The 25,538-nt window shown below is 59.3% G+C and carries 24 protein-coding genes and 2 tRNA genes; 20 read left to right on the top strand and 6 right to left on the bottom strand.

Features of this window, described 5'->3' with window-relative positions; translation table 11 throughout:
* Positions 1 to 147 precede the first annotated feature (147 nt).
* From AACX99_RS12780 to AACX99_RS12770, 3 genes are read left to right on the top strand one after another with little or no spacing between them, the layout of a single operon-like run.
* Entirely contained in the window at positions 148 to 399 is a 252-nt protein-coding gene (locus AACX99_RS12780; protein ID WP_339412303.1) for an OadG family protein, read from the top strand.
* A 25-nt stretch (positions 400 to 424) separates the two neighbouring features.
* On the top strand, positions 425 to 2,200 hold the full coding sequence (gene oadA, locus AACX99_RS12775; protein ID WP_339412301.1) for a sodium-extruding oxaloacetate decarboxylase subunit alpha: 1,776 nt from the start codon (positions 425 to 427) through the stop codon (positions 2,198 to 2,200).
* 12 nt (positions 2,201 to 2,212) lie between these two features.
* A complete protein-coding gene (locus AACX99_RS12770; RefSeq protein WP_339412300.1) occupies positions 2,213 to 3,349 on the top strand; it encodes a sodium ion-translocating decarboxylase subunit beta in 1,137 nt (378 codons plus the stop codon).
* A gap of 91 nt (positions 3,350 to 3,440) precedes the next feature.
* Here AACX99_RS12770 and AACX99_RS12765 read toward each other — a convergent pair whose 3' ends face one another.
* Positions 3,441 to 3,758 carry an Arc family DNA-binding protein gene (locus AACX99_RS12765; RefSeq protein ID WP_339412298.1) on the bottom strand — a complete coding sequence of 106 codons (318 nt, stop codon included), beginning with the start codon at positions 3,756 to 3,758 and terminating at the stop codon, positions 3,441 to 3,443.
* A gap of 391 nt (positions 3,759 to 4,149) precedes the next feature.
* On the opposite strand from AACX99_RS12765, the gene phnC reads away from it, so the two are divergent.
* From phnC to AACX99_RS12695, 14 genes are all read left to right on the top strand, one after another.
* Entirely contained in the window at positions 4,150 to 4,986 is an 837-nt protein-coding gene (gene phnC / locus AACX99_RS12760) for a phosphonate ABC transporter ATP-binding protein (RefSeq protein WP_339412297.1), read from the top strand.
* 57 nt (positions 4,987 to 5,043) lie between these two features.
* Positions 5,044 to 6,048 carry a phosphonate ABC transporter substrate-binding protein gene (gene phnD / locus AACX99_RS12755; RefSeq protein WP_339412296.1) on the top strand — a complete coding sequence of 335 codons (1,005 nt, stop codon included), beginning with the start codon at positions 5,044 to 5,046 and terminating at the stop codon, positions 6,046 to 6,048.
* A gap of 71 nt (positions 6,049 to 6,119) precedes the next feature.
* Positions 6,120 to 6,914 carry a phosphonate ABC transporter, permease protein PhnE gene (gene phnE / locus AACX99_RS12750; RefSeq protein WP_269381934.1) on the top strand — a complete coding sequence of 265 codons (795 nt, stop codon included), beginning with the start codon at positions 6,120 to 6,122 and terminating at the stop codon, positions 6,912 to 6,914.
* A gap of 36 nt (positions 6,915 to 6,950) precedes the next feature.
* Entirely contained in the window at positions 6,951 to 7,655 is a 705-nt protein-coding gene (gene phnF / locus AACX99_RS12745) for a phosphonate metabolism transcriptional regulator PhnF (protein WP_339412294.1), read from the top strand.
* A 40-nt stretch (positions 7,656 to 7,695) separates the two neighbouring features.
* Positions 7,696 to 8,145 (top strand): phosphonate C-P lyase system protein PhnG, encoded by a 450-nt coding sequence (phnG, locus tag AACX99_RS12740; protein ID WP_339412555.1) that lies wholly within the window; start codon positions 7,696 to 7,698, stop codon positions 8,143 to 8,145.
* Positions 8,145 to 8,756 (top strand): phosphonate C-P lyase system protein PhnH, encoded by a 612-nt coding sequence (phnH, locus tag AACX99_RS12735; RefSeq protein WP_339412293.1) that lies wholly within the window; start codon positions 8,145 to 8,147, stop codon positions 8,754 to 8,756. Before phnG ends, phnH begins: the two co-directional genes overlap by 1 nt.
* Entirely contained in the window at positions 8,756 to 9,859 is a 1,104-nt protein-coding gene (locus AACX99_RS12730; protein ID WP_339412291.1) for a carbon-phosphorus lyase complex subunit PhnI, read from the top strand. The genes phnH and AACX99_RS12730 overlap by 1 nt, the downstream gene beginning before the upstream one ends.
* A 68-nt stretch (positions 9,860 to 9,927) precedes the next feature.
* Positions 9,928 to 10,842: an alpha-D-ribose 1-methylphosphonate 5-phosphate C-P-lyase PhnJ gene (locus AACX99_RS12725; protein ID WP_339412289.1), complete on the top strand. Its 915-nt coding sequence runs from the start codon at positions 9,928 to 9,930 to the stop codon at positions 10,840 to 10,842.
* On the top strand, positions 10,839 to 11,648 hold the full coding sequence (gene phnK, locus AACX99_RS12720) for a phosphonate C-P lyase system protein PhnK (protein WP_339412287.1): 810 nt from the start codon (positions 10,839 to 10,841) through the stop codon (positions 11,646 to 11,648). The genes AACX99_RS12725 and phnK overlap by 4 nt, the downstream gene beginning before the upstream one ends.
* Before the next feature lie 132 nt (positions 11,649 to 11,780).
* Positions 11,781 to 12,494 (top strand): phosphonate C-P lyase system protein PhnL, encoded by a 714-nt coding sequence (gene phnL / locus AACX99_RS12715; protein ID WP_339412286.1) that lies wholly within the window; start codon positions 11,781 to 11,783, stop codon positions 12,492 to 12,494.
* Positions 12,484 to 13,629: an alpha-D-ribose 1-methylphosphonate 5-triphosphate diphosphatase gene (locus tag AACX99_RS12710; RefSeq protein ID WP_339412284.1), complete on the top strand. Its 1,146-nt coding sequence runs from the start codon at positions 12,484 to 12,486 to the stop codon at positions 13,627 to 13,629. Before phnL ends, AACX99_RS12710 begins: the two co-directional genes overlap by 11 nt.
* A complete protein-coding gene (gene phnN, locus AACX99_RS12705; protein ID WP_339412283.1) occupies positions 13,629 to 14,192 on the top strand; it encodes a phosphonate metabolism protein/1,5-bisphosphokinase (PRPP-forming) PhnN in 564 nt (187 codons plus the stop codon). The genes AACX99_RS12710 and phnN overlap by 1 nt, the downstream gene beginning before the upstream one ends.
* Positions 14,183 to 14,947 (top strand): phosphonate metabolism protein PhnP, encoded by a 765-nt coding sequence (phnP, locus tag AACX99_RS12700; RefSeq protein WP_339412282.1) that lies wholly within the window; start codon positions 14,183 to 14,185, stop codon positions 14,945 to 14,947. The genes phnN and phnP overlap by 10 nt, the downstream gene beginning before the upstream one ends.
* A complete protein-coding gene (locus AACX99_RS12695) occupies positions 14,944 to 16,167 on the top strand; it encodes an MFS transporter (RefSeq protein ID WP_339412281.1) in 1,224 nt (407 codons plus the stop codon). Before phnP ends, AACX99_RS12695 begins: the two co-directional genes overlap by 4 nt.
* Before the next feature lie 68 nt (positions 16,168 to 16,235).
* On the opposite strand, the gene AACX99_RS12690 is transcribed toward AACX99_RS12695, so the two are convergent.
* Complete coding sequence (locus AACX99_RS12690) at positions 16,236 to 16,703, bottom strand: Lrp/AsnC family transcriptional regulator (protein ID WP_136665833.1); 468 nt, start codon at positions 16,701 to 16,703, stop codon at positions 16,236 to 16,238.
* A 201-nt stretch (positions 16,704 to 16,904) separates the two neighbouring features.
* Here AACX99_RS12690 and AACX99_RS12685 point away from each other — a divergent pair, with 201 nt between their 5' ends.
* Entirely contained in the window at positions 16,905 to 20,372 is a 3,468-nt protein-coding gene (locus tag AACX99_RS12685) for an indolepyruvate ferredoxin oxidoreductase family protein (protein ID WP_339412279.1), read from the top strand.
* A 221-nt stretch (positions 20,373 to 20,593) separates the two neighbouring features.
* Positions 20,594 to 21,646, top strand: a complete 1,053-nt coding sequence (locus AACX99_RS12680) for a Glu/Leu/Phe/Val dehydrogenase dimerization domain-containing protein (protein ID WP_339412277.1) — start codon at positions 20,594 to 20,596, stop codon at positions 21,644 to 21,646.
* 144 nt (positions 21,647 to 21,790) lie between these two features.
* Here AACX99_RS12680 and AACX99_RS12675 read toward each other — a convergent pair whose 3' ends face one another.
* Positions 21,791 to 22,270 carry a GNAT family N-acetyltransferase gene (locus AACX99_RS12675; protein ID WP_339412275.1) on the bottom strand — a complete coding sequence of 160 codons (480 nt, stop codon included), beginning with the start codon at positions 22,268 to 22,270 and terminating at the stop codon, positions 21,791 to 21,793.
* A gap of 134 nt (positions 22,271 to 22,404) precedes the next feature.
* Between AACX99_RS12675 and AACX99_RS12670 the strand changes: the two genes are divergently transcribed.
* A tRNA-Arg gene (locus AACX99_RS12670) sits at positions 22,405 to 22,479 on the top strand.
* Between the two features lie 278 nt (positions 22,480 to 22,757).
* Here AACX99_RS12670 and AACX99_RS12665 read toward each other — a convergent pair.
* The 3 genes from AACX99_RS12665 to AACX99_RS12655 all read right to left on the bottom strand — a co-directional run bounded on the left by AACX99_RS12665 (position 22,758) and on the right by AACX99_RS12655 (position 25,463).
* Positions 22,758 to 23,648 carry a hypothetical protein gene (locus AACX99_RS12665; RefSeq protein ID WP_339412273.1) on the bottom strand — a complete coding sequence of 297 codons (891 nt, stop codon included), beginning with the start codon at positions 23,646 to 23,648 and terminating at the stop codon, positions 22,758 to 22,760.
* Positions 23,649 to 24,064: 416 nt separating this feature from the next.
* The gene (locus AACX99_RS12660; protein WP_339412271.1) at positions 24,065 to 24,844 is read right to left on the bottom strand and encodes a putative phage abortive infection protein; all 780 of its coding nucleotides are present in this window, start codon (positions 24,842 to 24,844) and stop codon (positions 24,065 to 24,067) included.
* Between the two features lie 545 nt (positions 24,845 to 25,389).
* Positions 25,390 to 25,463: transfer RNA gene (locus AACX99_RS12655), tRNA-Gly, on the bottom strand.
* Positions 25,464 to 25,538 lie beyond the last annotated feature (75 nt).

Genomic DNA, 25,538 nt, shown 5'->3' with positions numbered 1-25,538 from the left:
CTACCGAAAATGTCCCATCTCGTGGGGTTGGGTTTGCTTCAAACGCTCGTTTCACGCTAAGGTTCGCCAGCTTTGCCCGGGATCGGCTCCTGGGCGCTCCTATCTAATAATTAACGCAGCTCAAACGTAGCTGGTAATGGAGCCAAGATGACCCCTAGTGAACTCCTGCTCGAGGGTGTCGAGCTCATGCTGTTCGGCCTGGGCTTCGTATTTCTCTTTCTAATTCTATTGGTGCTGATGATCCGCGTGATGTCGTGGGTTATCGAGCGCTTTGCCACAAAAGCGCCAATTCCCGTATCTGTGCCATCGGCAGTAAAAACGGCTTCCGACGAGCCGAGTGCTGATGTGCTAGCCGCCATCCAATCCGCTATTCACCAGCACCGCGCCCGCCGCGGGTGAGCCAGGTTCGACAGGGAGCATCTGTATGACTGCCGTAAAGAAAGCACTCGGAATTACTGATGTGGTGCTGCGTGACGCCCATCAGTCGATCCTGGCCACCCGTGTGCGCCTGGAAGACATGTTGCCAATCGCACCGAAACTCGATCAGGTCGGTTTCTGGTCTGTTGAGTCCTGGGGTGGCGCGACCTTTGATGCGTGCATTCGTTACCTGGGCGAAGACCCATGGCACCGCATCCGCGAGCTGAAAAAGGCCATGCCCAACACCCGTCAGCAGATGCTGCTGCGTGGGCAAAACCTGCTGGGCTATCGCCATTACGCCGATGATGTGGTGGAAAAGTTCGTCGAGCGCGCCGCCTTCAATGGTGTCGATGTGTTCCGCGTATTCGATGCGATGAACGACCCGCGCAACCTGCAAACTGCTCTCAAAGCAGTCAAGCAGCTGGGCAAGCATGCCCAGGGGACCATTTCCTACACCACCAGCCCGGTGCATACCCTGGACATGTGGGTGGATTTGGCCAAGGAAATCGAGGATATGGGCGCCGACTCCATTGCCATCAAGGACATGGCTGGCATTCTCACCCCGTATACCGCTTTTGAGTTGGTATCGCGACTCAAGGCCAGTCTGTCCATCCCGATTCATATGCAGTGCCATGCCACGGCAGGGTTGTCGTCTGTGGCCATTCTCAAGGCCGTGGAAGCGGGTATCGACAATGTCGACACCGCTATTTCCTCGCTGTCGATGACCTATGGCCATTCGCCGACTGAGTCTGTAGTTGCGATGTTCCAGGGCACTGAGCGCGATACCGGGCTTAACTTGGAGCTGCTCGAAGAAATTGCTGCCTACTTCCGTGAAGTGCGAAAGAAGTACGCCAAGTTCGAGGGCAACCTCAAGGGTGTCGATTCGCGCATCCTGGTCGCCCAGGTGCCGGGCGGCATGCTCACCAATATGGAGGGCCAGCTGAAAGAGCAGGGCGCCCAGGACAAATTCGACGAAGTACTGGCGGAAATCCCGCGGGTGCGCGAAGACCTCGGCTTTATCCCGCTGGTAACCCCAACCTCGCAGATCGTTGGCACCCAGGCGGTGATCAATGTATTGACTGGCGAGCGCTACAAGTCGATCACCAAGGAAACCGCCGGCATCTTGAAGGGTGAATACGGCGCAGCGCCGGCGCCTTTCAATAAAGAGTTGCAGGCGCGGGTGCTGGATGGCGCTGAAGCCGTCACCTGCCGTCCGGCCGATCTGCTAGAAGCTGAGATGGACAAGTTGACTGCTGAGCTCAAGGGCATTGCCAAAGAGAAAGGCATCAAGCTCGCCGCCGATGAAATCGACGACGTGCTGACCTACGCCCTATTCCCGCAGATTGGCCTGAAATTTCTGGAAAACCGCGGCAACCCGGCGGCCTTCGAGCCGGTGCCGACTGGTAAGGAAGCCCTTGTTCGCGAGGCTGGCAAGCCCGAGGTCTACACCGTTGAGGTAAACGGCAAGTCCTATGTGGTGCAAGTCAATGAAGGCGGTGATGTCGAAGGGCTCAAGGCTGTAGGTGGTGCGGGTTCTGCTGCGGCAGCAGTAGCTGCCCCGGTTGGCGCGGGCGAGCCGCAGAATGCCCCGCTGGCCGGCAATATCTTCAAGGTGTTGGTGCAGCCAGGCCAGGCCGTGGAAGAAGGACAGCTAGTGATCATCCTCGAAGCCATGAAGATGGAAACCGAAATTCGTGCGTTCAAGGCCGGCACCGTCGGTGCGGTCAACGTCAAGGTCGGTGATGCGGTGGCGGTGGGCGACAGCCTGCTGACCATCGGTTAAGGGAGCGCGGTAATGGAAAAGCTCCTCAAGCTTTGGCAGAGCACCGGCCTGTACCATGTCGAGGTTGGCCAGCTGTTTATGATCGCGGTGTGCATGCTGCTGATCTATCTGGCGATCAAGAAGGGCTTCGAGCCTTTGCTGCTGATTCCGATTGGCTTTGGCGGTCTGCTGGCCAATATTCCGGTGGCCAATATGGCGGAAGGCGCAGGCTTTCTGCATATGATCTACGAGGTGGGCCTGCCCACCAGTATCTTCCCGCTGCTGATCTTCCTCGGTGTGGGGGCCATGACTGACTTTGGGCCGATGCTGGCCAACCCCAAGACCTTGCTTCTGGGCGCGGCGGCTCAGTTCGGCATCTTCGGCACTCTGCTCGGCGCCCTGGCCATTACCGCGCTGGGTATTCCGGGGCTTGAGTTCACCCTCAAGGAGGCTGCATCCATTGCCATTATTGGCGGTGCAGATGGTCCTACCTCGATCTTTGTGACCTCCAAACTGGCGCCGCACCTGCTTGGCCCGATTGCGGTGGCGGCCTATGCCTATATGGCGCTGGTGCCGTTGATTCAGCCCCCGATCATGCGTGCGCTGACCACCAAGGAAGAGCGCGCCATCGTTATGCAGCAGCTGCGCCCTGTGGGCCAGACCGAGAAGATCATCTTTCCGATCGTGCTGTGCCTGCTTGTTGGCATGCTGCTGCCTGATGCGGCTCCGCTGATCGGCATGTTTGCCCTCGGTAATCTGCTGCGTGAGGCTGGTGTGGTCGAGCGTCTGGCTGATACCTCGCGTAATGCCCTGATCAATATCGTCACCATCTTCCTTGGCCTGACAGTGGGTTCGAAGCTCTCTGCTGATTCCTTCCTGCAGCTGAAAACCTTGGGCATTCTCAGTCTGGGCATGGTGGCGTTCTGTGCGGGTACCGCGGCAGGGGTGCTGATGGCCAAGCTGATGAACCTGTTCAGTAAGAATAAGGTCAATCCGCTGATCGGTTCGGCCGGCGTATCTGCGGTGCCGATGGCGGCGCGGGTATCGAACAAGGTCGGCCTGGAAGCTAATCCGCAGAACTTCCTGCTGATGCACGCCATGGGTCCAAACGTGGCCGGGGTAATTGGCTCGGCAGTAGCGGCGGGGGTGCTGCTTAACTTTGTCGGTTAATTGGCAACAGCCATAAAAAACCGCCGAGATGGCGGTTTTTTATGGTCAGCAAAAAAACCGGCCTAGGCCGGTTTTTCGATTGTGCGTGCCATCAAGCTTCTTCGGCGGCCATCTCAACGTCGTGAGCAATCAGCGCCACCAGGGCGTTTTGCTGACGGCGCGACAGCTGGCGGAAGCGTTGTAGCAGCTCACGCTCATGCAAGGACAGGTCTGGGCTGTCCAAGCGCATATTGAGGTCATCACCCAGAGCACTTTCCTGGAGCATGCTTTGCTCAAGACGAGCAATGATCTCCGAGTTCATGCTGCGGTGGTGGTTACGTGCGACATCCGCAATACGTTCGCGCATGCCATCGGGCAGACGAACTACGAATTTGTCAGCGGTGCGGCTGGAATAGAGTGCTGGTTTCATAGGGCGCGTACATTAAACCGGTTAGTTTAGGAAAGCGATACTGGCAATGGGCTATAGGATTGTCACCGGTTTGACCACCTATAGCACTAACCGTTCAGCCAGAAAGCCCCTTAAATGTAATATGACTCTATAGTCGATTGGTCGGCAAATTGACGTCAATCGAGTGTCGAATTTTGCGTTGGATAAAGGCGTTATGCCAGCACCAGTTATCAGAAATGCGCCGTGCTGTGCAAAAACCTAGGAAATCTCCCTCTCCCATAGCAATAACTTCAAGCAATGGTCACGTAAGTGTCACGGTCCATTAATCGGTCTGACACAGGATTTGCCTACCTTGGTCTACACCAGCAGGCGGCTTCGCGCTGCGGTGTAACCCTGAGAAAGGAGGCATTCCATGAGCGCAGTGATCCGGGTTGAGAGCCTGAACAAAACATTCGGCCGCAAGCAGGCGCTGTTTGATCTGGCGCTGTCCGTCGAGCCCGGTGAAATGGTGGCGTTGATCGGAGCCTCCGGTTCCGGCAAGTCGACTTTGCTGCGTCATGTTGCGGGCCTGGCCTGTTGCGACCGCAGCGGCGGTGGCAGCATTCAGGTGTTGGGCCGTGAGGTACAGGCCGCTGGCCGCCTGAATGGTGAAGTGCGTCGTCTGCGCGCCGATATCGGTTACATCTTTCAGCAGTTCAATCTGGTCGGCCGTCTCAGCGTGCTGCAGAACGTGCTGCTCGGCTGCCTGGGGCGCATGCCGCGCTGGCGTGGCAGCCTCGGCCTGTTCAATGCCGAAGAAAAGCAGCGTGCACTGCAGGCGCTGGCCCGCGTCGGTCTGGCAGATCTGGCGCAGCAGCGCGCCTCAACTTTATCCGGCGGCCAACAGCAGCGTGTGGCGATTGCCCGTGCCCTGTGCCAGCGCGCCAAGGTGATTCTCGCCGATGAGCCGATTGCCTCGCTGGACCCCGAGTCGGCGCGCAAGGTCATGCAAATTCTTGCCGACATCAACCGCGAAGACGGCACCACCGTGGTGGTCACCTTGCATCAGGTCGACTACGCCATGCGCTATTGCCAGCGGGCCGTGGCGTTGAAAGCGGGGCGTATTCATTTCGATGGTGCCGCCGCCGAGCTGCATCCCAACTTCCTTAACGATCTTTACGGGGCCGAGCTTGAAGTAGAGCCGCTATCCATCGAGAAAGCCCGCCGCGCACGCACAACGAAAGTACCGCTCGCTCTGGCCAAGGCCTGAGTGCCGTTCGCAGTTATGCCAACCCCTATCTGTCCATCTGCACTAGGAGTGCTTTGCATGTTCAAACGTATCAGCCGCGTTCTCGTCGCGTCCACGCTGTTGGCCGGTTCGGTTCTGGGCGCTGCCCAGGCCGCTGAGCAGGAAATCAATTTCGGCATCATCTCCACCGAGTCCTCGCAGAACCTCAAGACCATGTGGGATCCCTTCCTGGCGGATATGAGTCAGCAGACCGGCCTGAAGATCAAAGCCTTCTTCGCCCCTGACTACGCCGGGATCATCCAGGGCATGCGCTTCGACAAGGTCGACATGGCCTGGTACGGCAACAAGGCTGCGATGGAAGCAGTGGACCGTGCCAATGGGCAGATTTTCGCCCAGACCGTCGCGGCCAACGGCACTCAGGGCTATTACAGCTTGATGGTGGCGCACAAGGACAGCCCGATCAATTCGATCGAAGACATGCTGAAAAACGCTTCGAGCCTGACCTTCGCCAACGGCGATCCGAACTCCACATCGGGTTATCTGGTGCCGGGCTACTACGTGTTCGCGCAGAACAACGCCGACGCCAACAAGATCTTCAAGCGCGCGCTCAACGGCAGCCACGAGGTCAACGCACTGTCGGTGGCCAACAAGCAGGTCGATGTCGGCACCTTCAATAGCGAGGGCATGGAGCGTCTGCAAGTGACCGCGCCGGACAAGGCCGCTCAGCTGAAAGTGATCTGGACCTCGCCGCTGATCCCGTCCGACCCGATGGTATGGCGCAAGAACCTGGATGACGCCACCAAGAACAAGCTGCGTGAGTTCTTTATGACTTACGGCGACCAGCCGGCTGAGCTGAAAGTGCTTGAAGGGCTGCAGTGGGCAAAGTTCAAGGCGTCGGATGACGATCAACTGTTGCCGATCCGCCAGCTGGAACTGTTCAAGAAACGCACTGAAGTGGCCAACAACGAAAAGCTCAATGCTGCTGACAAGCAGGCTCAGCTCAAGGAGTTGGATGCCGAGCTGGCCAAACTGGAAAAGCGTCTGGCTGAAATCGCCCAGAAGAGCCCGGCAAGCGCGGGTTAATTGCACGTGCCGCCAGCGACTCGCCCAGTGGGCGGGTCGCTCTGTTCTGCCGCTTGATTCGAGATGTTGTTATGACCACTTTGACCACCGCACCCACGCCCGACCTGATTGCCAAGCGTTCCTGGCTGCAGCTGATCGGCTGGGGACTGTTTTTCGTTGTGTTGGCCTGGTCCTGGCAGGGCGCGGAGATGAATCCGCTGGCGCTGATCCGCGACTCCAGCAACATGGCGACCTTTGCTGCGGACTTCTTTCCGCCTGATTTCAGCAACTGGGAGCTGTACCTCAAGGAGATGATCGTCACCGTGCAGATCGCCCTCTGGGGTACGGTGCTGGCGATTGTTCTGGCTATTCCGCTGGGCATTCTCTGCTCGGAAAACATCGTGCCGTGGTGGGTTTACCAGCCGATCCGCCGGGTGATGGACGCTTGCCGTTCGATCAATGAAATGGTCTTCGCCATGCTCTTCGTGGTGGCCGTTGGCCTGGGTCCATTCGCCGGGGTGCTGGCGCTGTTTATCGGCACCACCGGGGTACTCGCCAAACTCTTCGCCGAGGCGGTCGAGGCCATCGATCCGGGCCCGGTTGAAGGCGTTCGCGCTACCGGTGCCAGTGCGTTGCAGGAAGTCATCTACGGGGTGATTCCGCAGGTTCTGCCGCTGTGGATTTCCTACTCGCTGTACCGCTTCGAGTCCAACGTGCGCTCGGCAACCGTGGTCGGCATGGTTGGCGCCGGCGGTATCGGGGTGATTCTCTGGGAGGCAATTCGCGGCTTCCAGTTCGCCCAGACCTGCGCCTTGCTGATCGTGATCATTCTGGTGGTCAGCCTACTGGACATCATCTCGCAGCGCCTGCGCAAACAATTTATCTGACGGAGAACGGGCATCTGCGGATGCCCTTTATTAGCCATGCACTTGTCTAGACAACCCGAGCCGCTGTACCGCGAACTGGCCGCCGTGCTGCGCGATGAGCTGCAGCGCATGAGCCCTGGCGATTATCTGCCGGCCGAGGTGCAGCTGGCGGCGCGCTTTGCTGTCAATCGCCACACTCTGCGCCGCGCGGTGGATGAGCTGGTGCTCGAAGGCCGCCTGCTGCGCCAGCAGGGCAAGGGCACGCGGGTGTTGGCCAAACCGCTGATCTATCCGATGCAGGCTGGCAGTGCCTACAGCGCCTCGCTCTCGGCGCTTGGCCACAAGGTTGAGGCGCAGTTGCTGGAAAGCCGCTTGCGTCCGGCCGGTTGCGAGGAGCGTGAGTACCTTCAGTTGGCCAGTGGTGCGCAACTGCTGGAGCTGAGCACCCTGCGCCTGATCGAGGGCCAGCCGGTCAGTCTGATTCGGCATGCCTTCAGCACCGAACACTGCGAGTTGCTCGCCGACTATCAAGGCGGCTCGCTGCGTCAGTACCTCAGTCAGCGCGGCTTGCCGCTGACTCGCACCTTCAGCCTTATCGGTGCGCGGCTACCCAGCCGTGACGAGGCCGCACGTCTGTTGATGCCACGCCACGCGCCGCTACTCAGCGTGCAAACCCTTTCCCGCGATCTGGCCGGACGGCCGGTGGAGCTGTCGTTATCGACCAGCCGCGCCGACCGCTTCCAGTACCAGCTCGCCCTTTGATGGAGGCTTGTTGATGAACCGCGATAGACCGCACAGCGACATGCAGCACAGCGACCCGCACATCGCCACCCGCCAGCGCTGGATGGGCGTACTCGCCCGCGCCGGCGGCCAACTGGCGGCCTATGAGTCGGCGTTGAAGGAAGCCGAGTACCGCCTGATTCGCGCCCCTGAAATCGGCATGACCCTGGTGCGTGGACGCATGGGCGGCACCGGCAACCCATTCAACCTCGGCGAGATGAGCGTGACCCGCTGCGTGGTGCGCCTTGCCGATGGCCGCACCGGATACAGCTACGTGGCTGGCCGCGACAAGCAGCACGCCGAACTGGCGGCCCTGGCCGACGCGCATTTGCAGGGCGCCGAGCAGCCGCATTGGCTGAGCCGGCTGATCGAACCCCTGGCGGCAGCGCAACAAGCCCAACGGGCGGGCAAGGCCGCAGAAACCGCAACTACCCAGGTGGAATTCTTCACCCTGGTCCGAGGAGAAGACTGATGAACGCGGCGAATAGCTCGCAATGGCTGCAACCGGCCTTCAATGATCCGGTGCTGGACGCGCAGACCAGCTTCCGCAGCGCCCTCAAGGCCCTGGCCGAGCCGGGCCTGGCACAACCGCTGAACCGCGCCCTGGCCCTGGAAAATCTGCATCCGGCGACCTACGCCCTGTGCCTGGCGTTTCTTGATGGCGACACGCCGCTGTGGTTGGCGCCGCGTTTCGACACCCCGGCGATCCGCGCCAATCTGGCCTTTCACTGCGGCTGCCCGATTGTCGCCGAGCGCGAACTGGCGCTGTTTGCCCTGCTCGATGAAAGCGAGCTGGCGGACCTGTCGGCCTTCGACAATGGCAGTGAGCGCTACCCCGACCAGTCCTGCACTCTGCTGATCCAGCTTGATGCCCTCAGCAATGGCGCGGCCCTGCGCTGGCGTGGGCCGGGCATCAAGGATGTGCGCTGCGTCGAGCTACCGCTGCCGGCAGTGTTTTGGCAACAGCGCCAGGCGCGCAGTGCCTTTCCCCGTGGCCTGGATGCCTTCTTCGCCGCTGGTGAGCAGGTTATCGGTCTGCCGCGCAGCACTCGCGTGCTGGTCAATGCCGAGGAGGCTGCCTGATGTACGTCGCCGTCAAAGGTGGCGAACGCGCCATCGACAATGCGCACTTGCTGCTGGCCAAGAAGCGCCGGGGCGATACCTCCATTCCTGAGCTCAGCGTCGAGCAGGTGCGCGAGCAGATGCCCCTGGCCGTCGCCCGGGTGATGAGCGAAGGCTCGCTGTATGACCCGCAGCTGGCCGCCCTGGCGATCAAGCAGGCGGCCGGTGACCTGATGGAGGCGATCTTTCTGCTGCGCGCCTACCGCACCACGCTGCCGCGATTCGGCGCCAGCGCCGCACTGAACACCACGCAGATGCAGCTGGCCCGACGCATCTCGGCGACCTTCAAGGACCTGCCCGGCGGCCAACTGCTCGGCCCGACCTTTGACTACAGCCACCGTCTGCTGGATTTCGCCCTGCTGGCCGAAGGCGAGCAGCCCAACCCAGAACTCGGCCCGCAGGTTGATCCGCAGGCTGAACTGTCGCCGTGCCCACGGGTGCTGAATTTTCTCGCCGACGAAGGCCTGATGGCCCGCGAGGAAGATGACGGAGCCGCCGTGCCGGATATCACCCGAGAGCCGCTGGATTTTCCCGCCAGCCGCGCCCAGCGCCTGCAGGCCCTGGCCCGTGGTGACGAAGGCTTCCTCTTGGCCCTGGGCTATTCCACCCAGCGCGGCTACGGGCGCAATCACCCCTTTGCTGGGGAGATTCGCATCGGCGAGGTCGAGGTCTGGCTGGAGCCGGAAGAGCTCGGCTTCGCCGTACCGCTGGGCGATATCGAAGTGACCGAGTGCGAGATGGTTAACCAGTTCGTCGGCGGTAAAGGCATCGATGCGCAGTTTACCCGTGGCTACGGTCTGGCCTTCGGCTATGCCGAGCGTAAAGCCATGGGCATGGCCCTGGTCGACCGCTCGCTGCGCGCGGCGGAGTACGCCGAAGAGGTTGAAGGCCCGGCGCAGCAGGAAGAATTTGTGCTGATGCACTGCGACAACGTCGAGGCCGCCGGCTTCGTCTCGCACCTGAAATTGCCGCACTACGTCGACTTCCAATCCGAGCTGGAGCTGATCCGCAAACTGCGTAAGCAGGCGTGCGAGCAGCCCGCCGCCGAGGAGCAACGCGCATGAGTACAAATGAAATCTACACGCGTAGCGAGCCTGCTTCAGTCGTGGGCGGCCGGAGCGCAGGCACCGGAATGTACGAGTTTGTACATGAGGATGCCGAGCACCGCCCGCACGCGAATCAAGCTGGCGCAGTAGCGTGTGAGGTTGGGTACAACTTTGCCTACCTGGACGAGCAAACCAAACGCATGATCCGTCGTGGCCTGCTCAAGGCCGTGGCTATTCCCGGTTATCAGGTGCCCTTCGGTGGCCGCGAGATGCCGCTGCCCTATGGCTGGGGCACCGGCGGCATGCAGCTGACCGCGGCGATTCTCGGTGCAGACGATGTGCTCAAGGTGATCGACCAGGGCGCGGATGACACCACCAATGCGGTGTCGATCCGCCGCTTCTTCGCCCGCACGGCTGGGGTTGAAACCACCACTCGCACGCCAGAAGCGACGGTGATTCAGACCCGCCACCGCATCCCGGAAACCGCGCTGAGCAATGATCAGATCATGGTCTATCAGGTGCCGATCCCCGAGCCGCTGCGCTTTATCGAGCCCTCGGAAACCGAGACCCGCACCATGCATGCGCTGGAGGATTACGGCGTGATGCACGTAAAGCTGTACGAGGACATTGCCACCTTCGGTCATATCGCCACCAGCTACGCCTACCCGGTGACGGTAGATGAGCGCTACGTGATGGACCCGTCGCCGATCCCCAAATTCGACAACCCCAAGTTGCACATGAGCCCGGCGCTGATGCTGTTCGGCGCCGGCCGCGAGAAGCGCCTGTATGCCGTGCCGCCGTTCACCCGGGTGGTCAGCCTGGATTTTGAAGATCACCCCTTCGAGATTCAGCGCTGGGACGAGTGCTGCGCCTTCTGCGGCAGCCAGGATTCCTACCTCGACGAGCTGATCGTCGACGATGCCGGCAGCAAGCGGTTTGTCTGCTCCGATACCGACTACTGCATGCAACGCCGTGACCTTGAAGAGGAGGGCGAGCAATGAGTGCTGCCGAGAAAATGCACCTGCACACCGACACGGCGCAACCGTTGTTTAGCGTGCGCGACCTGACGCGTCTGTACGGCCCGGAAAAGGGCTGCCAGGGCGTGTCGTTCGATCTCTATCCGGGCGAAGTGTTGGGCATTGTCGGCGAGTCCGGTTCGGGCAAGTCGACCCTGCTTAGTCTGCTCTCCGGGCGCTGCCCGCCGGATCGCGGCTCAGTCAGTTATCGCGATACGGCCGGCAACTGGGTTGACCTGTACAGCGCCAGTGAGGCGCAGCGGCGCACGTTGCTGCGTACCGAGTGGGGTTTTGTCGAGCAGAACCCGCGTGACGGCCTGCGCATGGGCGTGTCGGCCGGGGCCAATATCGGCGAGCGGCTGATGGCCCAGGGCGTGCGCCATTACGGCGAGCTGCGCGCGGCCGGCATCGACTGGTTGCAACAGGTGGAGATCGACCCGCTGCGCATCGATGACCTGCCGCGCACTTTCTCCGGCGGCATGCAGCAGCGCTTGCAGATCGCCCGCAATCTGGTGTCCAGCCCACGGCTGATCTTTATGGACGAACCCACCGGCGGCCTTGATGTGTCGGTGCAGGCGCGCCTGCTCGACCTGCTGCGCGGCCTGGTGCGCGAACTGGACCTGGCGGTGGTGATCGTCACCCACGACCTGGCGGTGGCGCGCTTGCTGGCGGACCGGCTGATGGTGATGCGCCGCTCCCATGTGGTCGAGGCCGGTCTCACCGATCAGATTCTCGATGACCCGCAGCATCCCTATTCGCAGCTGCTGGTGTCGTCGGTGCTTCAACCCTGACGCTGGGTAGGGTGGATGACGCTCTTCTCATCCACCAACGTGCCGCCATCGGTGGATGGATAAAGCGCCATCCACTCTACGAAACGACTCTCGTGCCGGAACACATCCGTGCGCATGAAGCTCGAGGTTTATATGAATACGCTTATCGAGGTCTCCGGCCTCAGCAAGACCTTCACCCTGCATCAGCAGCACGGCGTGGTGCTGAATGTATTGAGCGGGCTGCATTTCAGCGTGCGCGCCGGCGAATGCCTGGTGCTGCATGGCCAGTCCGGCGCTGGCAAGTCGACCTTGCTGCGCACCCTGTACGGCAATTATCTGGCCGCTGGCGGCAGCATTCGCGTGCTGCACAACGGCGAATGGGTCGAGCTGGTTGGCGCAGAACCGCGCCAGGTGCTGGCGGTACGCCGGCAGACCCTGGGCTATGTCAGCCAGTTTCTGCGGGTAATCCCCCGGGTCGCCACCTTGGATGTGGTGATGGAACCAGCCCTGGCCCGTGGCTGGAGCAAGGCCGATGCCGAAGCGCGGGCGAAAAGCCTGCTAAGCCGCCTGAATATCCCCCAAGCCCTGTGGCAGCTGGCCCCCGGCACCTTCTCCGGCGGCGAGCAGCAGCGGGTGAATATCGCCCGCGGCTTTATGGTCGCCTGGCCGTTGATGCTGCTGGATGAACCCACCGCGTCCCTGGACGACGCCAACCGCCAGGTGGTGTTGGAACTGATCGCTGAAGCCAAGGCCGCCGGTAGCGCACTGATTGGCATCTTCCACGACCGCGCTGCCCGTGAAGCCGTTGCCGACCGCTTTCTTGATATGAGCGCTGCGGCGCAGCAGGAGTATGTATATGCCGGTTGAACAGATTCTGACCAACGCGCGGATCGTCACCGCCGAGCAGGAGTTTGTCGGCACTCTGGTGTTGCGTGACGGCCTGATTGCCCAGGTGGAAGAGGGCGTCAGCGGCTTGCCCCAGGCGCAGAACCTGGGCGGTGATTACCTGCTGCCCGGCCTGGTCGAGCTGCACACCGACAACCTGGAAAAATATATGAGCCCACGGCCGGGGGTGGATTGGCCCTCGGCCTCGGCTGTGCTGACCCACGATGCGCAGATCGCTTCGGCGGGCATCACCACGGTGTTCGATGCCTTGGCAATTGGCGACGTCAACCCACGCGGCAAGCGTATGCAGCAACTGCCGGCGATGCTCGAAGCCATCGCCGAAGCCGCTGCGGCCGGGCATATGCGCGTCGATCACCGCTTGCACTTGCGCTGCGAGGTCTGCCACCCGGATACCCTTGGGGTGTTTCGCGATCTGGTCGAGCACCCGCTGGTGCAGCTGGTGTCGGTGATGGATCACGCGCCGGGCCAGCGCCAGTTCGCCAAGGAGGACAAATACCGTGAGTACTACATGGGCAAGTACCACCTCAGCGCGGCGGAGATGGATGCCTTTATCGTGGAGCAGGTGGGCAACTCGCGACAGTACAGCGATCGCCAGCGCCGCAGCATCGTTGCCGACTGCCAGGCCCGTGGTATTTCCGTGGCCAGCCATGACGACGCAACCCTGGCCCATGTGCAGGAGTCGGCGGGTTTTGGCATGTCCATTGCCGAGTTTCCCACCACTCTGGAAGCGGCCAAGGCCAGCCACGAGCTGGGCCTGAAGGTACTGATGGGCGCGCCGAATATCGTGCGCGGCGGTTCGCACTCCGGCAATATCGCCGCCGCCGAACTGGCCCAGCATGGCGTGCTGGATATCCTCTCCAGCGACTACTACCCGGCCAGCCTGTTGCAGGCCGCTTTGCTGCTGGCCGGGCAGGATAACGGCTATGATCTGCCGCGAGCGATTGCCACCGTCAGCCGCGTGCCGGCACAGGCGGCGGGGCTGCATGATCGCGGCGAAATCCGCGTCGGCTTGCGTGCCGACCTGGTGCAGGCGCAGGTGCACGTGGGCCAGGCGGTGATCCAGCAAGTCTGGCGACAAGCGAGAAGGGTGTTCTGATGAGTGGCCGGTTGATCTATCTGATGGGGCCTTCGGGCTCGGGCAAGGACAGCTTGTTACAAGCTGCACGTGAGCGTTTGGCCGAGCGTGATTGCGTGATCGTGAGGCGGGTCATTACCCGCTCAGCGGAGTCGTTGGGGGAGGACGCCATTGGCGTTTCCCCAACCGAGTTTGATGCCCAGGAAGCCGCCGGCGCCTTTGCCCTGAGTTGGCGCGCCAATGGTCTGGCTTACGGCATTCCCAAGCAGATCGATGATTGGTTGGCAGCGGGGCAGGATGTGTTGGTCAATGGCTCACGGGCTTATTTGGACGAAGCGCGGCAGCGCTATCCGCAGCTGATCGGCGTGTTGCTTACCGTTGATGCCCTGGTGCTGCGTGAGCGTTTACTTCGCCGCGGTCGTGAAAGCCTTGAGCAGATTGAGCAACGCCTGGCGCGCAACGCTCAGTTTGATGCCGCCGCTGCCGAGTGTGACGGTCTGCATCTGTTGGACAATTCCACCTCGATTGAGCGCGCACGAGACAATCTATTGATGCTGGTCGGAGCCAGCCAAACATGCGCTTGACCCTGCTGGGTACAGGTGATGCGCGGCAGGTGCCGGTGTACAACTGCGGTTGCCCAGCCTGCGACAGTGCGCGGGTTTACCCGGCGCGCCGCCGTGGGCCTTGCAGCGCGCTGATTGAATGCGGCGCGCAGCGTTGGCTGATTGACTCGGGCCTGACCGATCTATGCGAGCGCTTCACCCCGCACAGCTTGAGCGGCATTCTGCAAACCCATTACCACGCTGATCACGCCCAGGGTTTGCTGCACCTGCGCTGGGGCCAGGGGCTGATTATTCCGGTGCATGGCCCGGATGATCCCGAAGGGTTAGCCGACCTGTACAAACACCCCGGTATTCTCGATTTCAGCCAGCCGTTTGCCGCCTTCGAGCGGCGGCAGCTGGGTGAGTTAAGCGTGACGGCGCTGCCGCTCAATCACTCGAAACCGACCTTTGGCTATCTGCTGGAAGGCTTAACGACGAGTGGCGAACAGCGGCGTATTGCCTATTTGACCGACACTCTCGGTGTGCCCGACGCCAGTGCCGAGGTGCTGCGAAAGCAGCCGCTGGATCTACTGGTGCTGGACTGCTCCACCGCGCCGCAGCCCATCGCGCCGCGCAACCACAACGATCTGAGCCGCGCGCTGGAAGTGGTCGAGCAGCTGCAGCCGAGAGAAACCGTGCTGACCCATATCGGCCATAGCTTCGACGCCTGGTTGCTGGAACACCCCGATGCCTTGCCTGCGGGGGTTAGCCTGGCTTTTGACGGGCGAGTGTTATGAACGCCCGTCGTGTGACGCTACTGCTATGCGGCGCGGAAACCCTGGGCATGGCCGGCTTTGCCCTGTTCGCCGCCTTGCTGCCGGATTTTCAGGCGCTGTGGGGGCTGACTAATACCCAGGCGGGCTGGATCGGTGGCGGGTTCTTTCTCGGCTATATGGTTGCGGTGCCGATCCTTACCGGGCTGACCGACAAATACGATGCGCGGCTGATCTACCTGGCCGCGATGCTGCTGACTGCCGCGGCTAATGCCGGCTTTGTCTTCGCCGATGGCTTTTGGTCCGCGCTGGCCTGGCGAGTGCTGGCGGGTGTCGGTTTGGCGGGTACCTATATGCCGGGGCTTAAGGCGCTGTCCGAACGTATCGAGGGGCCGGCGCAGTCGCGCGCTGTGGCCTTCTATACGGCGAGCTTCGGTTTGGGCACGGCGCTGTCGTTTATCCTCGCCGGCGAGCTGGCCAAGTTCGGCGGCTGGCAGCTGCCGACTCTGCTCAGCGGTGTTTGCGCCTTGCTGGCCTGGGCCATGGTGTATTGGGGTTTGCAGCCCAAGGCGGTGGTGCAGCATGCACCGCGCAAACTGCTGGATTTGGCCCCATTAAAGAGCCGCGCGGTGGCGGCCTACTGCCTGGCCTACGCGGTGCATAACCTTGAGCTGTTTGCCCTGCGCGCCTGGGTGGTGGCCTTTGTGGTGTTTTCCGGGCAGTTGCAGGGCAGCGATCCCTGGCTGTCTGGCACTTGGGTGGCGATGCTGGTAACCCTGATCGGCATGCCGGCGAGCATCTTCGGCAACGAGCTGGCGCTGCGTTTCGGTCGGCAGCGCTGGTTGATCGCGGTGATGCTCAGCTCGACGGCTCTGGCGCTGTTTATCGGCCTGAGTGCGGCCTTGCCGTTCTGGCTGATGCTGGTACTGGTGCTGCTCTACAGCATCACCGTCACCGCCGATTCGTCATCCCTGACGGCTGGTTTGATCGCCGTGGCACCGGCCAGCCACCGCGGCACGGCCATGGCGCTGTATTCCTGCACCGGCTTTAGCGGCGCCTTCCTCGGCCCGCTGCTGTTTGGCATCAGCCTGGATGTACTGGGCGACAAGAGCCTGCTCGGCTGGTGGGCCGCGTTTGCCCTGATGGGCCTGCTCCTGCTGCTCGGCCCGCTGGCGTTGTGGTGGGCGGGAAGGGCGCAGGGCGAGAGGAGCAAGGTGGCTGCGGTGCAAACCGAGTCGGCTTAAAGCGATAAGGCAAAACGGTGGACAAGCTGCGCGTTGTCCACCCTACGAATGGCCACCACCATGGTCCTTCAATCCAGCGGCAACTCGGTGGTGCGTTTGACCTCGCTCATGGCGATATGCGAATGCGCTTCGTGCACGTGCGGGCGTTGCAGCAGGTGGTCGCGCAGAAAGCGTTCGTAGCTGGCGATGTCCTTGGCCACCACCTTGAGCAGGTAATCCGAGCCGCCAGCCATGGTGAAGCACTCCAGCACCTCGGGGTAACCGACCACCGCTTGCTCGAACTCTTCCAGGTTACTGCGCCCGTGCGCCGACAGTTTGATATCGACAAACACGGTGATGCTGAAGCCCAGTTGCTTGTGGCTGAGCAGGGCAACCTTGCGTTCGATAATGCCTTCTTCCTGCATGCGGTGAATCCGCCGCCAGCAGGGCGATTGTGACAATTCCACCTTCTCGGCGATCTCGGCGGCGGAGAGGTCGGCGTTGTGTTGCAGCAGGCGGAGAATCTTGCGGTCGATGGGGCTGAGTTTTTCTTGCATGACTGTTCCGAATTTTTTGTTCTTGTTGGATTAATCATGCGCAGTATCTGCAAAACGGCCAGCAAAAAGAAATAAAAAAGCCGCGCGCTCCGTTCATATTCTTGGCCATGCGCCTTGTGTGGTGATCCCGCACTAGGCTTAACAAGGGTGGCATTAACCGTTGCCAACCCAGCTCTCGATAAAAATAACAGGAGCACCACCATGTCTCTGGCCGAAATCCGCCTGGATGACAAGTACCGCCTTGCTACCGGTCACCTCTACCTGACCGGCACCCAGGCGCTGACCCGCCTGCCCATGCTGCAGAAGCAACGCGACGCAGCTCATGGCCTGAATACCGCGTGCTTTATTTCCGGCTACCGTGGCTCGCCCTTGGGCAACCTCGACAAGAGCCTGTGGGACGCCAAGCAGTACCTCAAAGAGAATCACATCCACTTCCAGCCGGGCGTCAACGAAGAGTTGGCCGCCACCTCGGTGTGGGGCAGCCAACAGACCAGCCTGTTCCCCGGTGCGCGCTACGACGGCGTATTTGCCATGTGGTACGGCAAAGGCCCAGGCGTGGACCGCTGCGGCGATGTGTTCAAACACGGCAACTCGGCCGGCGTTTCCGAGCATGGCGGCGTGCTGCTGCTGGCCGGCGACGACCATGGCTGCAAATCCTCAAGCATCGCCAACCAGAGCGAGCATGCGTTTATCGCCGCCTCGATCCCGGTGCTCAACCCGGCCAACGTTCAGGAAATTCTCGATTACGGCATCATCGGCTGGGAGCTGTCGCGCTACAGCGGGTGCTGGGTGGCGCTGAAAACCATCGCGGAGAACGTCGACTCTTCCGCCGTGGTGGATGTCGATCCGCTGCGTATGCAGGTGAAGATTCCCGAAGACTTCAAGCTGCCGGAAGACGGTGTGTATATCCGCTGGCCGGACCCGCCCCTGGCGCAGGAAGCGCGCCTCAACACCTACAAGATCTACGCCGCCCGCGCCTTTGCGCTGGCCAACAACCTCAACCAGATCAAGCTCGATTCGCCCAATCCGCGCCTGGGCATTATCACCACCGGCAAGTCCTACCTGGACGTGCGTCAGGCCCTGGACGATCTCGGCCTGGATGAAGCGCTGTGCGCCCAGGTGGGCTTGCGTGTGCTCAAGGTCGGCATGAGCTGGCCGCTGGAGCCGGTGTCGGTGCATGAATTCGCCGAAGGCCTGGACGAGATTCTGGTGGTCGAGGAAAAACGCAGCATCATCGAAGACCAGCTCACCGGTCAGCTCTACAACTGGCCCGTGGGCAAGCGCCCAGTGGTGGTGGGCGAGTTCGACGAAGCCGGCCATTCGCTGCTGCCTAACCTGTCCGAACTGACCCCGGCGATGATTGCCCGCGCCATCGCCAAGCGCCTCGCGCCGATCTACAGCAGCCCGCAAATCGAGGAGCGCCTGGCCTTCCTCGCGGCCAAGGAAGCATCCCTGGCAGCGCCCAAACACACCACTGTGCGCACCCCGCATTTCTGCTCCGGTTGCCCGCACAACACCTCGACCAAACTGCCGGAAGGCAGCCGCGCCCAGGGCGGTATCGGTTGCCACTACATGACCCAGTGGATGGACCGCAACACCGACACCTTTACCCAGATGGGCGGCGAGGGCGCGACCTGGATCGGCCAGGCGCCGTTTACCGACACCCCGCATATCTTCCAGAACCTCGGCGACGGCACCTACTTCCACTCCGGCCAACTGGCCCTTCGTGCGTCCGTGGCCGCCGGGGTGAATATCACCTACAAGATTCTCTACAACGACGCGGTGGCCATGACTGGCGGCCAGCCTATCGACGGCGAACTGCGCGTCGATCAACTGAGCCAGCAGGTGTACGCCGAAGGGGTGAAACGCATTGCCCTGGTGTCCGATGAGCCGGAGAAATACCCGACCCGCACCACCTTTGCGCCCATCGTCACCTTCCACCATCGCCGTGATCTGGATGCCGTGCAGCGTGAGTTACGCGAGTTCCAGGGCTGCTCGGTGATCATCTATGACCAGACCTGCGCCACCGAGAAACGCCGTCGGCGCAAGCGCGGCAAGCTGATTGATCCGCAGAAGCGTGCCTTTATCAACCCGGCAGTGTGCGAAGGATGTGGCGATTGCAGCGTGAAATCCAACTGCCTGTCGGTGTTGCCGCTGGAAACCGAACTGGGGCGCAAGCGCGAGATCGACCAGAACTCCTGCAACAAGGATTTCAGTTGCGTTGAAGGCTTCTGCCCAAGCTTTGTCACCGTGCACGGCGGCAGCCTGCGCAAGCCGGAAGCCGTAGGTTTGAGCGCGCTGTTTATTGCCCTGCCAGAGCCCAAGCAACCGACTCTGGACCGCCCCTGGAATATCCTCCTGCCGGGTGTCGGCGGCAGCGGTGTCACCACCGTCGGCGCATTGCTCGGCATGGCGGCGCATATCGAAGGCAAGGGCTGCAGCGTGCTCGATCAGGCTGGCCTGGCGCAGAAGTTCGGCCCGGTGATCACCCATATCCGTGTTGCCGCTAAGCAGGACGACATCTTCGCCGTGCGCATCGCCGCTGGGGAAACCGACTTGCTGCTGGGCTGCGATCTGGTGGTGTCGGCCAGCGAAGAGGCCCTGGCCAAGCTGAATGACAAGATCGCCCATGCGGTGGTCAACAGCCATGAAGCGGCCACCGCCGAATTCACCCGCAACCCCGATGCCCAGGTGCCTGGCGCGGCCATGCGCGAGGCGCTGATCGAGGCGGTGGGCGCGAGTAAAACCCACTTTGTCGATGCCAGCCGCCTGGCCACGCGCCTGCTCGGCGACAGCATCGCCACCAATATGTTTATGCTCGGTTTCGCTTACCAGAAGGGCCTGGTGCCGGTTTCCGCCGAAGCCATCAACAAGGCCATCGAGCTTAACGGCGTGGCCGTGCAGCTCAATCAACAGGCATTCCTCTGGGGCCGTCGTGCGGCCCATGATGCGGTCGCCGTGGAGCGTCTGGCCAAGCCGGAAGTGATCGAAGCGCCGCATTGCCAGACCCTGGAAGAAATCATCGCTGACCGTGTTGTACGCCTGACTGCCTACCAGAACGCCGCCTACGCCGAGCGCTATCGCGAGCAAGTGGCGCGGGTGCAGCAGCTCGACAAGAGTGCTGACCAAGCCCTGAGCAAGGCCGTGGCGCGTTACTACTTCAAACTCCTGGCCTACAAGGACGAGTACGAAGTGGCGCGGCTGTACAGCGACGGCAGCTTTATCCGCCAGCTGGAGGCGCAGTTCAGCGGCGATTACCGCCTGGAGTTCCACCTGGCACCGTCCTGGCTGAGCAAGCCGGATGCCAGCACCGGTGAGCCGCGCAAGCGTCAGTTCGGCGCCTGGATGCTCAAGGCCTTCGGCGTGCTGGCCAAGTTCAAGTTCCTGCGTGGCACTCCGCTGGACCTGTTCGGCTACAGCGCCGAGCGCAAGCTGGAGCTGGACCTGATCGACGACTACGAGCAGAACTTGGAGTACCTGCTCAAGGAACTCAACGCCGAAAACTACCGTACCGCGCTGGCTCTGGCCGAGTTACCGGAGCAGATCCGCGGCTATGGCCACGTCAAGGAACGCAGCCTGGCCAAGGTGCGCGAGCAGAGTGCTCAGCTTAAGGCGCGCATGCTGGTCAGCGAGATCCAGGCGGTGCAGTTGTTCGAACCGGCCGCTTGAGAGCCTGCCCACGATCTGCTGCGCGTCGGCGATACGGCGTTAAAAACAGCCTCGGAATGCTCATTTACAGCTCCGTAAACTCCGCTTCCTCGGCTGTTTTTGCCTTGTCTCGCTCTAGCTCGCGAGATCGTGACCAGGCTCTCCCACATGACACTTATAACCTTCACCCTCTCCCTTAACCGGGAGAGGGCGACCTCTTACAACAAAAAAACGAGGCACCTATGTCCGTGTTTTCCCATATCGATTTCGACCACCACGAACAGGTGGTCTACGGCCACGACAAGGCCAGCGGCCTGCGGGCGATTATCGCCATTCACAACAGCAACCTCGGCCCGGCCCTCGGTGGTTGCCGCATGTGGCCCTACGCCAATGACGATGAAGCGCTGCGCGATGTGCTGCGCCTGTCGCGCGGTATGACCTACAAATCGGCCCTGGCCAACCTGCCGCTGGGTGGCGGCAAAGCAGTGATCATCGGCGACCCGCATACCGGCAAGAGCGCGGCGCTGTTCCAGGCCATGGGTGATTTTGTCGACAGCCTCGGCGGGCGCTATATCACTGCCGCCGACTCCGGCACCGGCGTTGCGGAAATGCAGATCATGGCCGAGCGCACGCGCCACGTATCCGGCGCCGAGCTGCGCGAAGCATTTTCCGGCGGCACGCGCAATGGCGACCCATCACCGTCCACCGCTTATGGCGTATTCATCGGCATCCAGACTGCGGTAAAGCATCGCCTGGGCCGTGATGATTTGCGTGGCCTGAAAGTCGCGATTCAAGGGGTAGGGCAGGTGGGCTTCGACCTGGCGCGCCAGCTGAAAGCCGCTGGCGCCGAGCTGTGGGTAACCGATATCGTCGAGGCCAATGTGCGGCGTGCGGTCGAGCAACTGGGCGCAACCGCTGTAACCCAGCAGGCAATTTTCGGCCTGGATGTCGATGTGTTCGCGCCGTGCGCCATGGGCGCAATCATCAACCAACAAACCCTGGAGGCCCTGCGCGCGCCAATTATCGCCGGAGGCGCCAACAATCAGCTGGCCGATCCCAGCCTGGCGGAAACCCTGCGTCGAAACGAGTGCCTCTATGCGCCGGACTATGCGATCAATGCCGGCGGCATTATCGATGTTTACTACGGTCGCAGTGGCGGCAGTGCTGCGCAGCTGAAAGCGCATATCGAAGGTATCGGTGCGACGCTGGAGCAGATTTTTCAGCGCGCAGATGCAGCAAGCAAAACCACCGTAGAAATCGCAGATCAGCTGGCCGAAGAGCGGTTCGGTCGTTAAAAACGCCTAAATGTTGCCCGCCCTACTGGCACGTTTTACAAAACCTGTAGGAGCGGGCTTGCCCGCGATGTTTTTCCGGTGACCTCGGTTCGCGGGCATGGACTAGGTGTCCCCACCGCTCCTACAAAGGCCTTTGACAGCGTCTTAGTCCAGCGTCAGCGCCAAACTAATCCCATGCGGCTTAAACCCCAGGCTTGCATAAAACGCATGGGCGGCCTCACGGCTCTGGCTGCTGGACAGCGCCACCTTGTAACACCCCCAGGCGCGGGCGCGCTCGATGGCTTTGCCCATCAGCGCCTGGCCAATCCCCAGGCCGCGCGCCTCAGTATCCACCACCACATCTTCAAGAATCGCCGAGCGGGCAAAGTTGTGCGCCAGGTGCTCAATCAGATTGACCGTGCAGGTGCCGAGCAACTTACCGTCACGCTCGGCCACCAGCACCACGCGGCTCACCGGCAGCTCGCTCAAGCGCAAAGCCAGCAGCTTGGCATCGGCACGCGGCTCATCGGGCGCCAGTTGCTGCAATAAGGCAGCCAGGGCGGCAGCATCGTTAACGCTGACCGCACGCAGGTGAAAATCGGCAAAAGGCGAATCCGGCAGATGATGCGAAGCAGCGGGGCGCATGGCGATCTCCTCTCCTTATGACAGCCGGTTGGCAGTCAGTTGGCAGTATGGCGCCGAGATGATGGCAGCGGCATGACAAAACCAGCCAGGCTCGCTAAGATGCCGCCCGCTGGTGGCCCGTCTATCCAGCCTCGGTTCCCATAGTTCAATGGATAGAATAAGCCCCTCCTAAGGGCTAGATACTGGTTCGAATCCAGTTGGGAACGCCATCTACTGTAGTCCGTCAGGGTTGTTTCAAATGCCTGGCGGCATGCTCGCGCTACTTAGCGCTTACGTCGTTTATCCCCGAAAACAAAAAGCCCCGAAACTGGTTGGTTTCAGGGCTTTTGGATGCTGTGATTTGGAGCTGGGGAGGAGAACAGATTCCTCTTTTTCCGTTTGAGTTATCCCGCTTTTCGCCGCTCTGATTTCGACACTCAACCACGGTTATGTATAAAACGTTAAGTTTTATGCAAAGAGATTATTACTATTCATCTTAAAAATTTATTTATATTTCGATAATCTCTTTGGCTCTATCTAAAAACACCCTTTCTTCTGATAGGTTGCCAGCACCCTCTTTGGCGTTAGGTTCAAGCCGGTCTAGCAATTGCTCAAGTATGCTGGCCTCATATTTTTCATCAAAGCTAAGCGCAAGGCTAATAATCTTTACGCTATTTTTGACGGCCATAAGTCTCATTATTGGTGCTGAGTTACTGTTTAGGGGGTGAAGTCTAGGTGCGGTTTCGTCATTCTGCCAGAGCCCTTGGGAAGGTATGAATTCGTTAATTTCTTTGCATATATTGGTGTGCGCTTCCATTAGCGATGGAAGAAACTCTTCTATGTCTTCAGGTTTAAAGTTTTCATGGTCTTTTATTGATTTAACTTGGTCTTGTCTTTCTGATAGTGTTTGCAGTAGGGTTAGGTATTTTTCAATAAATTCATTAATTTGTATTTTTGCTTTGGATGACGAATCGAAAATTCCTATTTTTGATTGTGGGAATATTCTTATGTGCATGTTTCGTAGATTTTTTACTTTTAGAATGTCTTTATCGTTTGTGTTCTTTTCTATATAGGATTGAAATTCTGAGAAGTGCTTGAAATAGTTTGAGAAATTGTTGTTTTCAGACGCTAGCCGCATCTGTTCTCTTGTTTGCTCGGATTTGTGGTTGGCCGCTAGTAGTGCAATTATAGGGATGGTTACTGCTAGTATCCCAAGTGGCAGTTTGAATACTGTTAAAGCTTGGTTGAAGCCTTCAAAAGAAAAATTCGGGGTGAGTTCTGAGTTTGTGATTATGATGGCGCACGCTACTGTCGCCAGTGTAATACTTATTGTAATTGTGCTTTTGAATATCGGGAGTCTGATGAAGCTTGTGTGCGGGTCGAAATGATTTTTTTCCATTGTTTTGTGTTCCTCAACGTTATCCTGTTATTTTTAATTAAATATTGGCGTTTTATAGGGTGGGGCCGTTTATTTAAAGCTTACTTGGGCTTTCGGTGGTTTTATCTTGCGCATTGATATGCCCTGCGGAGCATTAATAATGATGATTGCTTTGACTCCATTGCCTCAAATAGCTTGATCTAAATTCCAGTAGTTTCGAGTGCGCCCAGTAGTTCTTAAATATTTTAATTGGGTTTCAGGCGTAGGGGCTGCTTTCGTTAGTTCGGCGTGTGAGTGTGAGCGAAGTAGTGCTGGTTTTTTGGTTTTATTTCTTGTCAGAAGGTTAGGTGAAAATTCTTTAGTGCTTTGTCTTCTTGATAATTGTTGAGTGAGTTTCTTGTTTTTATTTTAAATTTTGTAGAATATTTCGTTGATTTTTATATTTTTCCGCCGAATGCCATTCTGTCGTAATGGCTGGTGTCGCTAGCTGTTCCGATGTCTTCAATATTTAAATGTTTTAGGAGTGCGTATTTTTCAATTAGTGGTTTGAATTTTTCCCCTTCCTTGCAAATGCAGTTATAGAAAATAACAGTAAGTTCCTTTGTGGATATTTGCGCTCTCACTATGTTTGCGTAAAACTGCTGATCGATATTTTGGGTTTTATCAATGTATTTTAATATGTTGTATAGCGATCTGAAGTAATGGCCGAACTCACCGCTGTAGATGTTCCAGAACTCATCATAAGCCGCTTGTATTACTGTTAGGCGGTCTTCGTTAAGCTGTTCTGGTGTTGGTGCGTATTTTGATCGAAACCGTCTCCATGACCCTGCAAAGCTATCGCGTCCTTCATATAGGTTTGTGCCTAGTGTGATGTCTATTGAGTTTAGAAGTTCGTTATGTAGTTTCAACATTTGAAAGAAGGTTCCTTCAAAGCTTTGCAGGCGCATGTGCTCGCTTTGTGCTTCCAGTGCTTTCTTCTGTCCTGTCATTTCTCCTCTTGTTAATTCGAGCTCTTTTCTTTGTAGGCTTAGTTCGGTTCTCTGAAGTGCGATGGTATAAATAATTGCTGCAAATGCCAATCCGGAGAAAAGAGAGTTTACAGTCCCGAACATATCCCCAAATGTTCCACGCTCAGGCGATGAATATAATATCCATCCTGACGTCGCCCATAAAATAATTATTCCTATAATAATTGCTGCAAATGTGCGTCCTTTCATTTGTCTCATCCTCTCTATTGAGCGTTCAGGCACTGTTTGTTATGGGTATACCAGTGCCTATTCAATTTCTAAGTTTTTGCTATCCCGCGTTGGGTTGGCTCAAGTTTCTATTTTTTTCGTCTTAGTCCGGGCTGGTTTGCCCAACCTCTGGGGCGGTCTGGCCGCTTAATAGCCATAGGCCGTACTCCAGATAAACCTTCACCAGCATATTTATTTCCTCTGTGCTGACGCTCTTAGTCCATTCCGCCGTTCCCACCACTCAAGTTTTTTCATGCCAAACATAGTGGATTAAAGCTAATAGATACGGAAGGTCTTGACCCGTAAAAGCTGGCATTGCGCCACTGTGATGCCTAGGCCGAAGCTTGCGGAAAGGATTCCACCGCGCCACCTGTATGGATACCTGCTGTAGGGCAAAAGGGGGGCGAATCACCTACAAAATCTACTGTGGGCAAACCCAATAGCCGACCCCACTCCCGACCCAACCATACCCCAGATAGCAAAAAGCCCCGAAACCGTTTGGTTTCGAGGCTTTAGATTCTGCGATTTGGAGCGGGCGATGGGAATCGAACCCACAGCTCTAGCTTGGGAAGCTAGGGTATTACCACTATACGACGCCCGCAGCGGGTGCCTTTATACCGGAAGTCTTGGTTGAAATGAAGTCCGCGCCCCGGTTATCTGCAATAACGCGGTGCGG

This window comes from Pseudomonas sp. EA_35y_Pfl2_R5, assembly GCF_963970805.1.
Lineage (GTDB): Bacteria > Pseudomonadota > Gammaproteobacteria > Pseudomonadales > Pseudomonadaceae > Aquipseudomonas.
The sequence above is the reverse complement of the archived record's forward strand: the minus strand, read 5'-3'. Positions and strand labels throughout refer to the sequence as shown.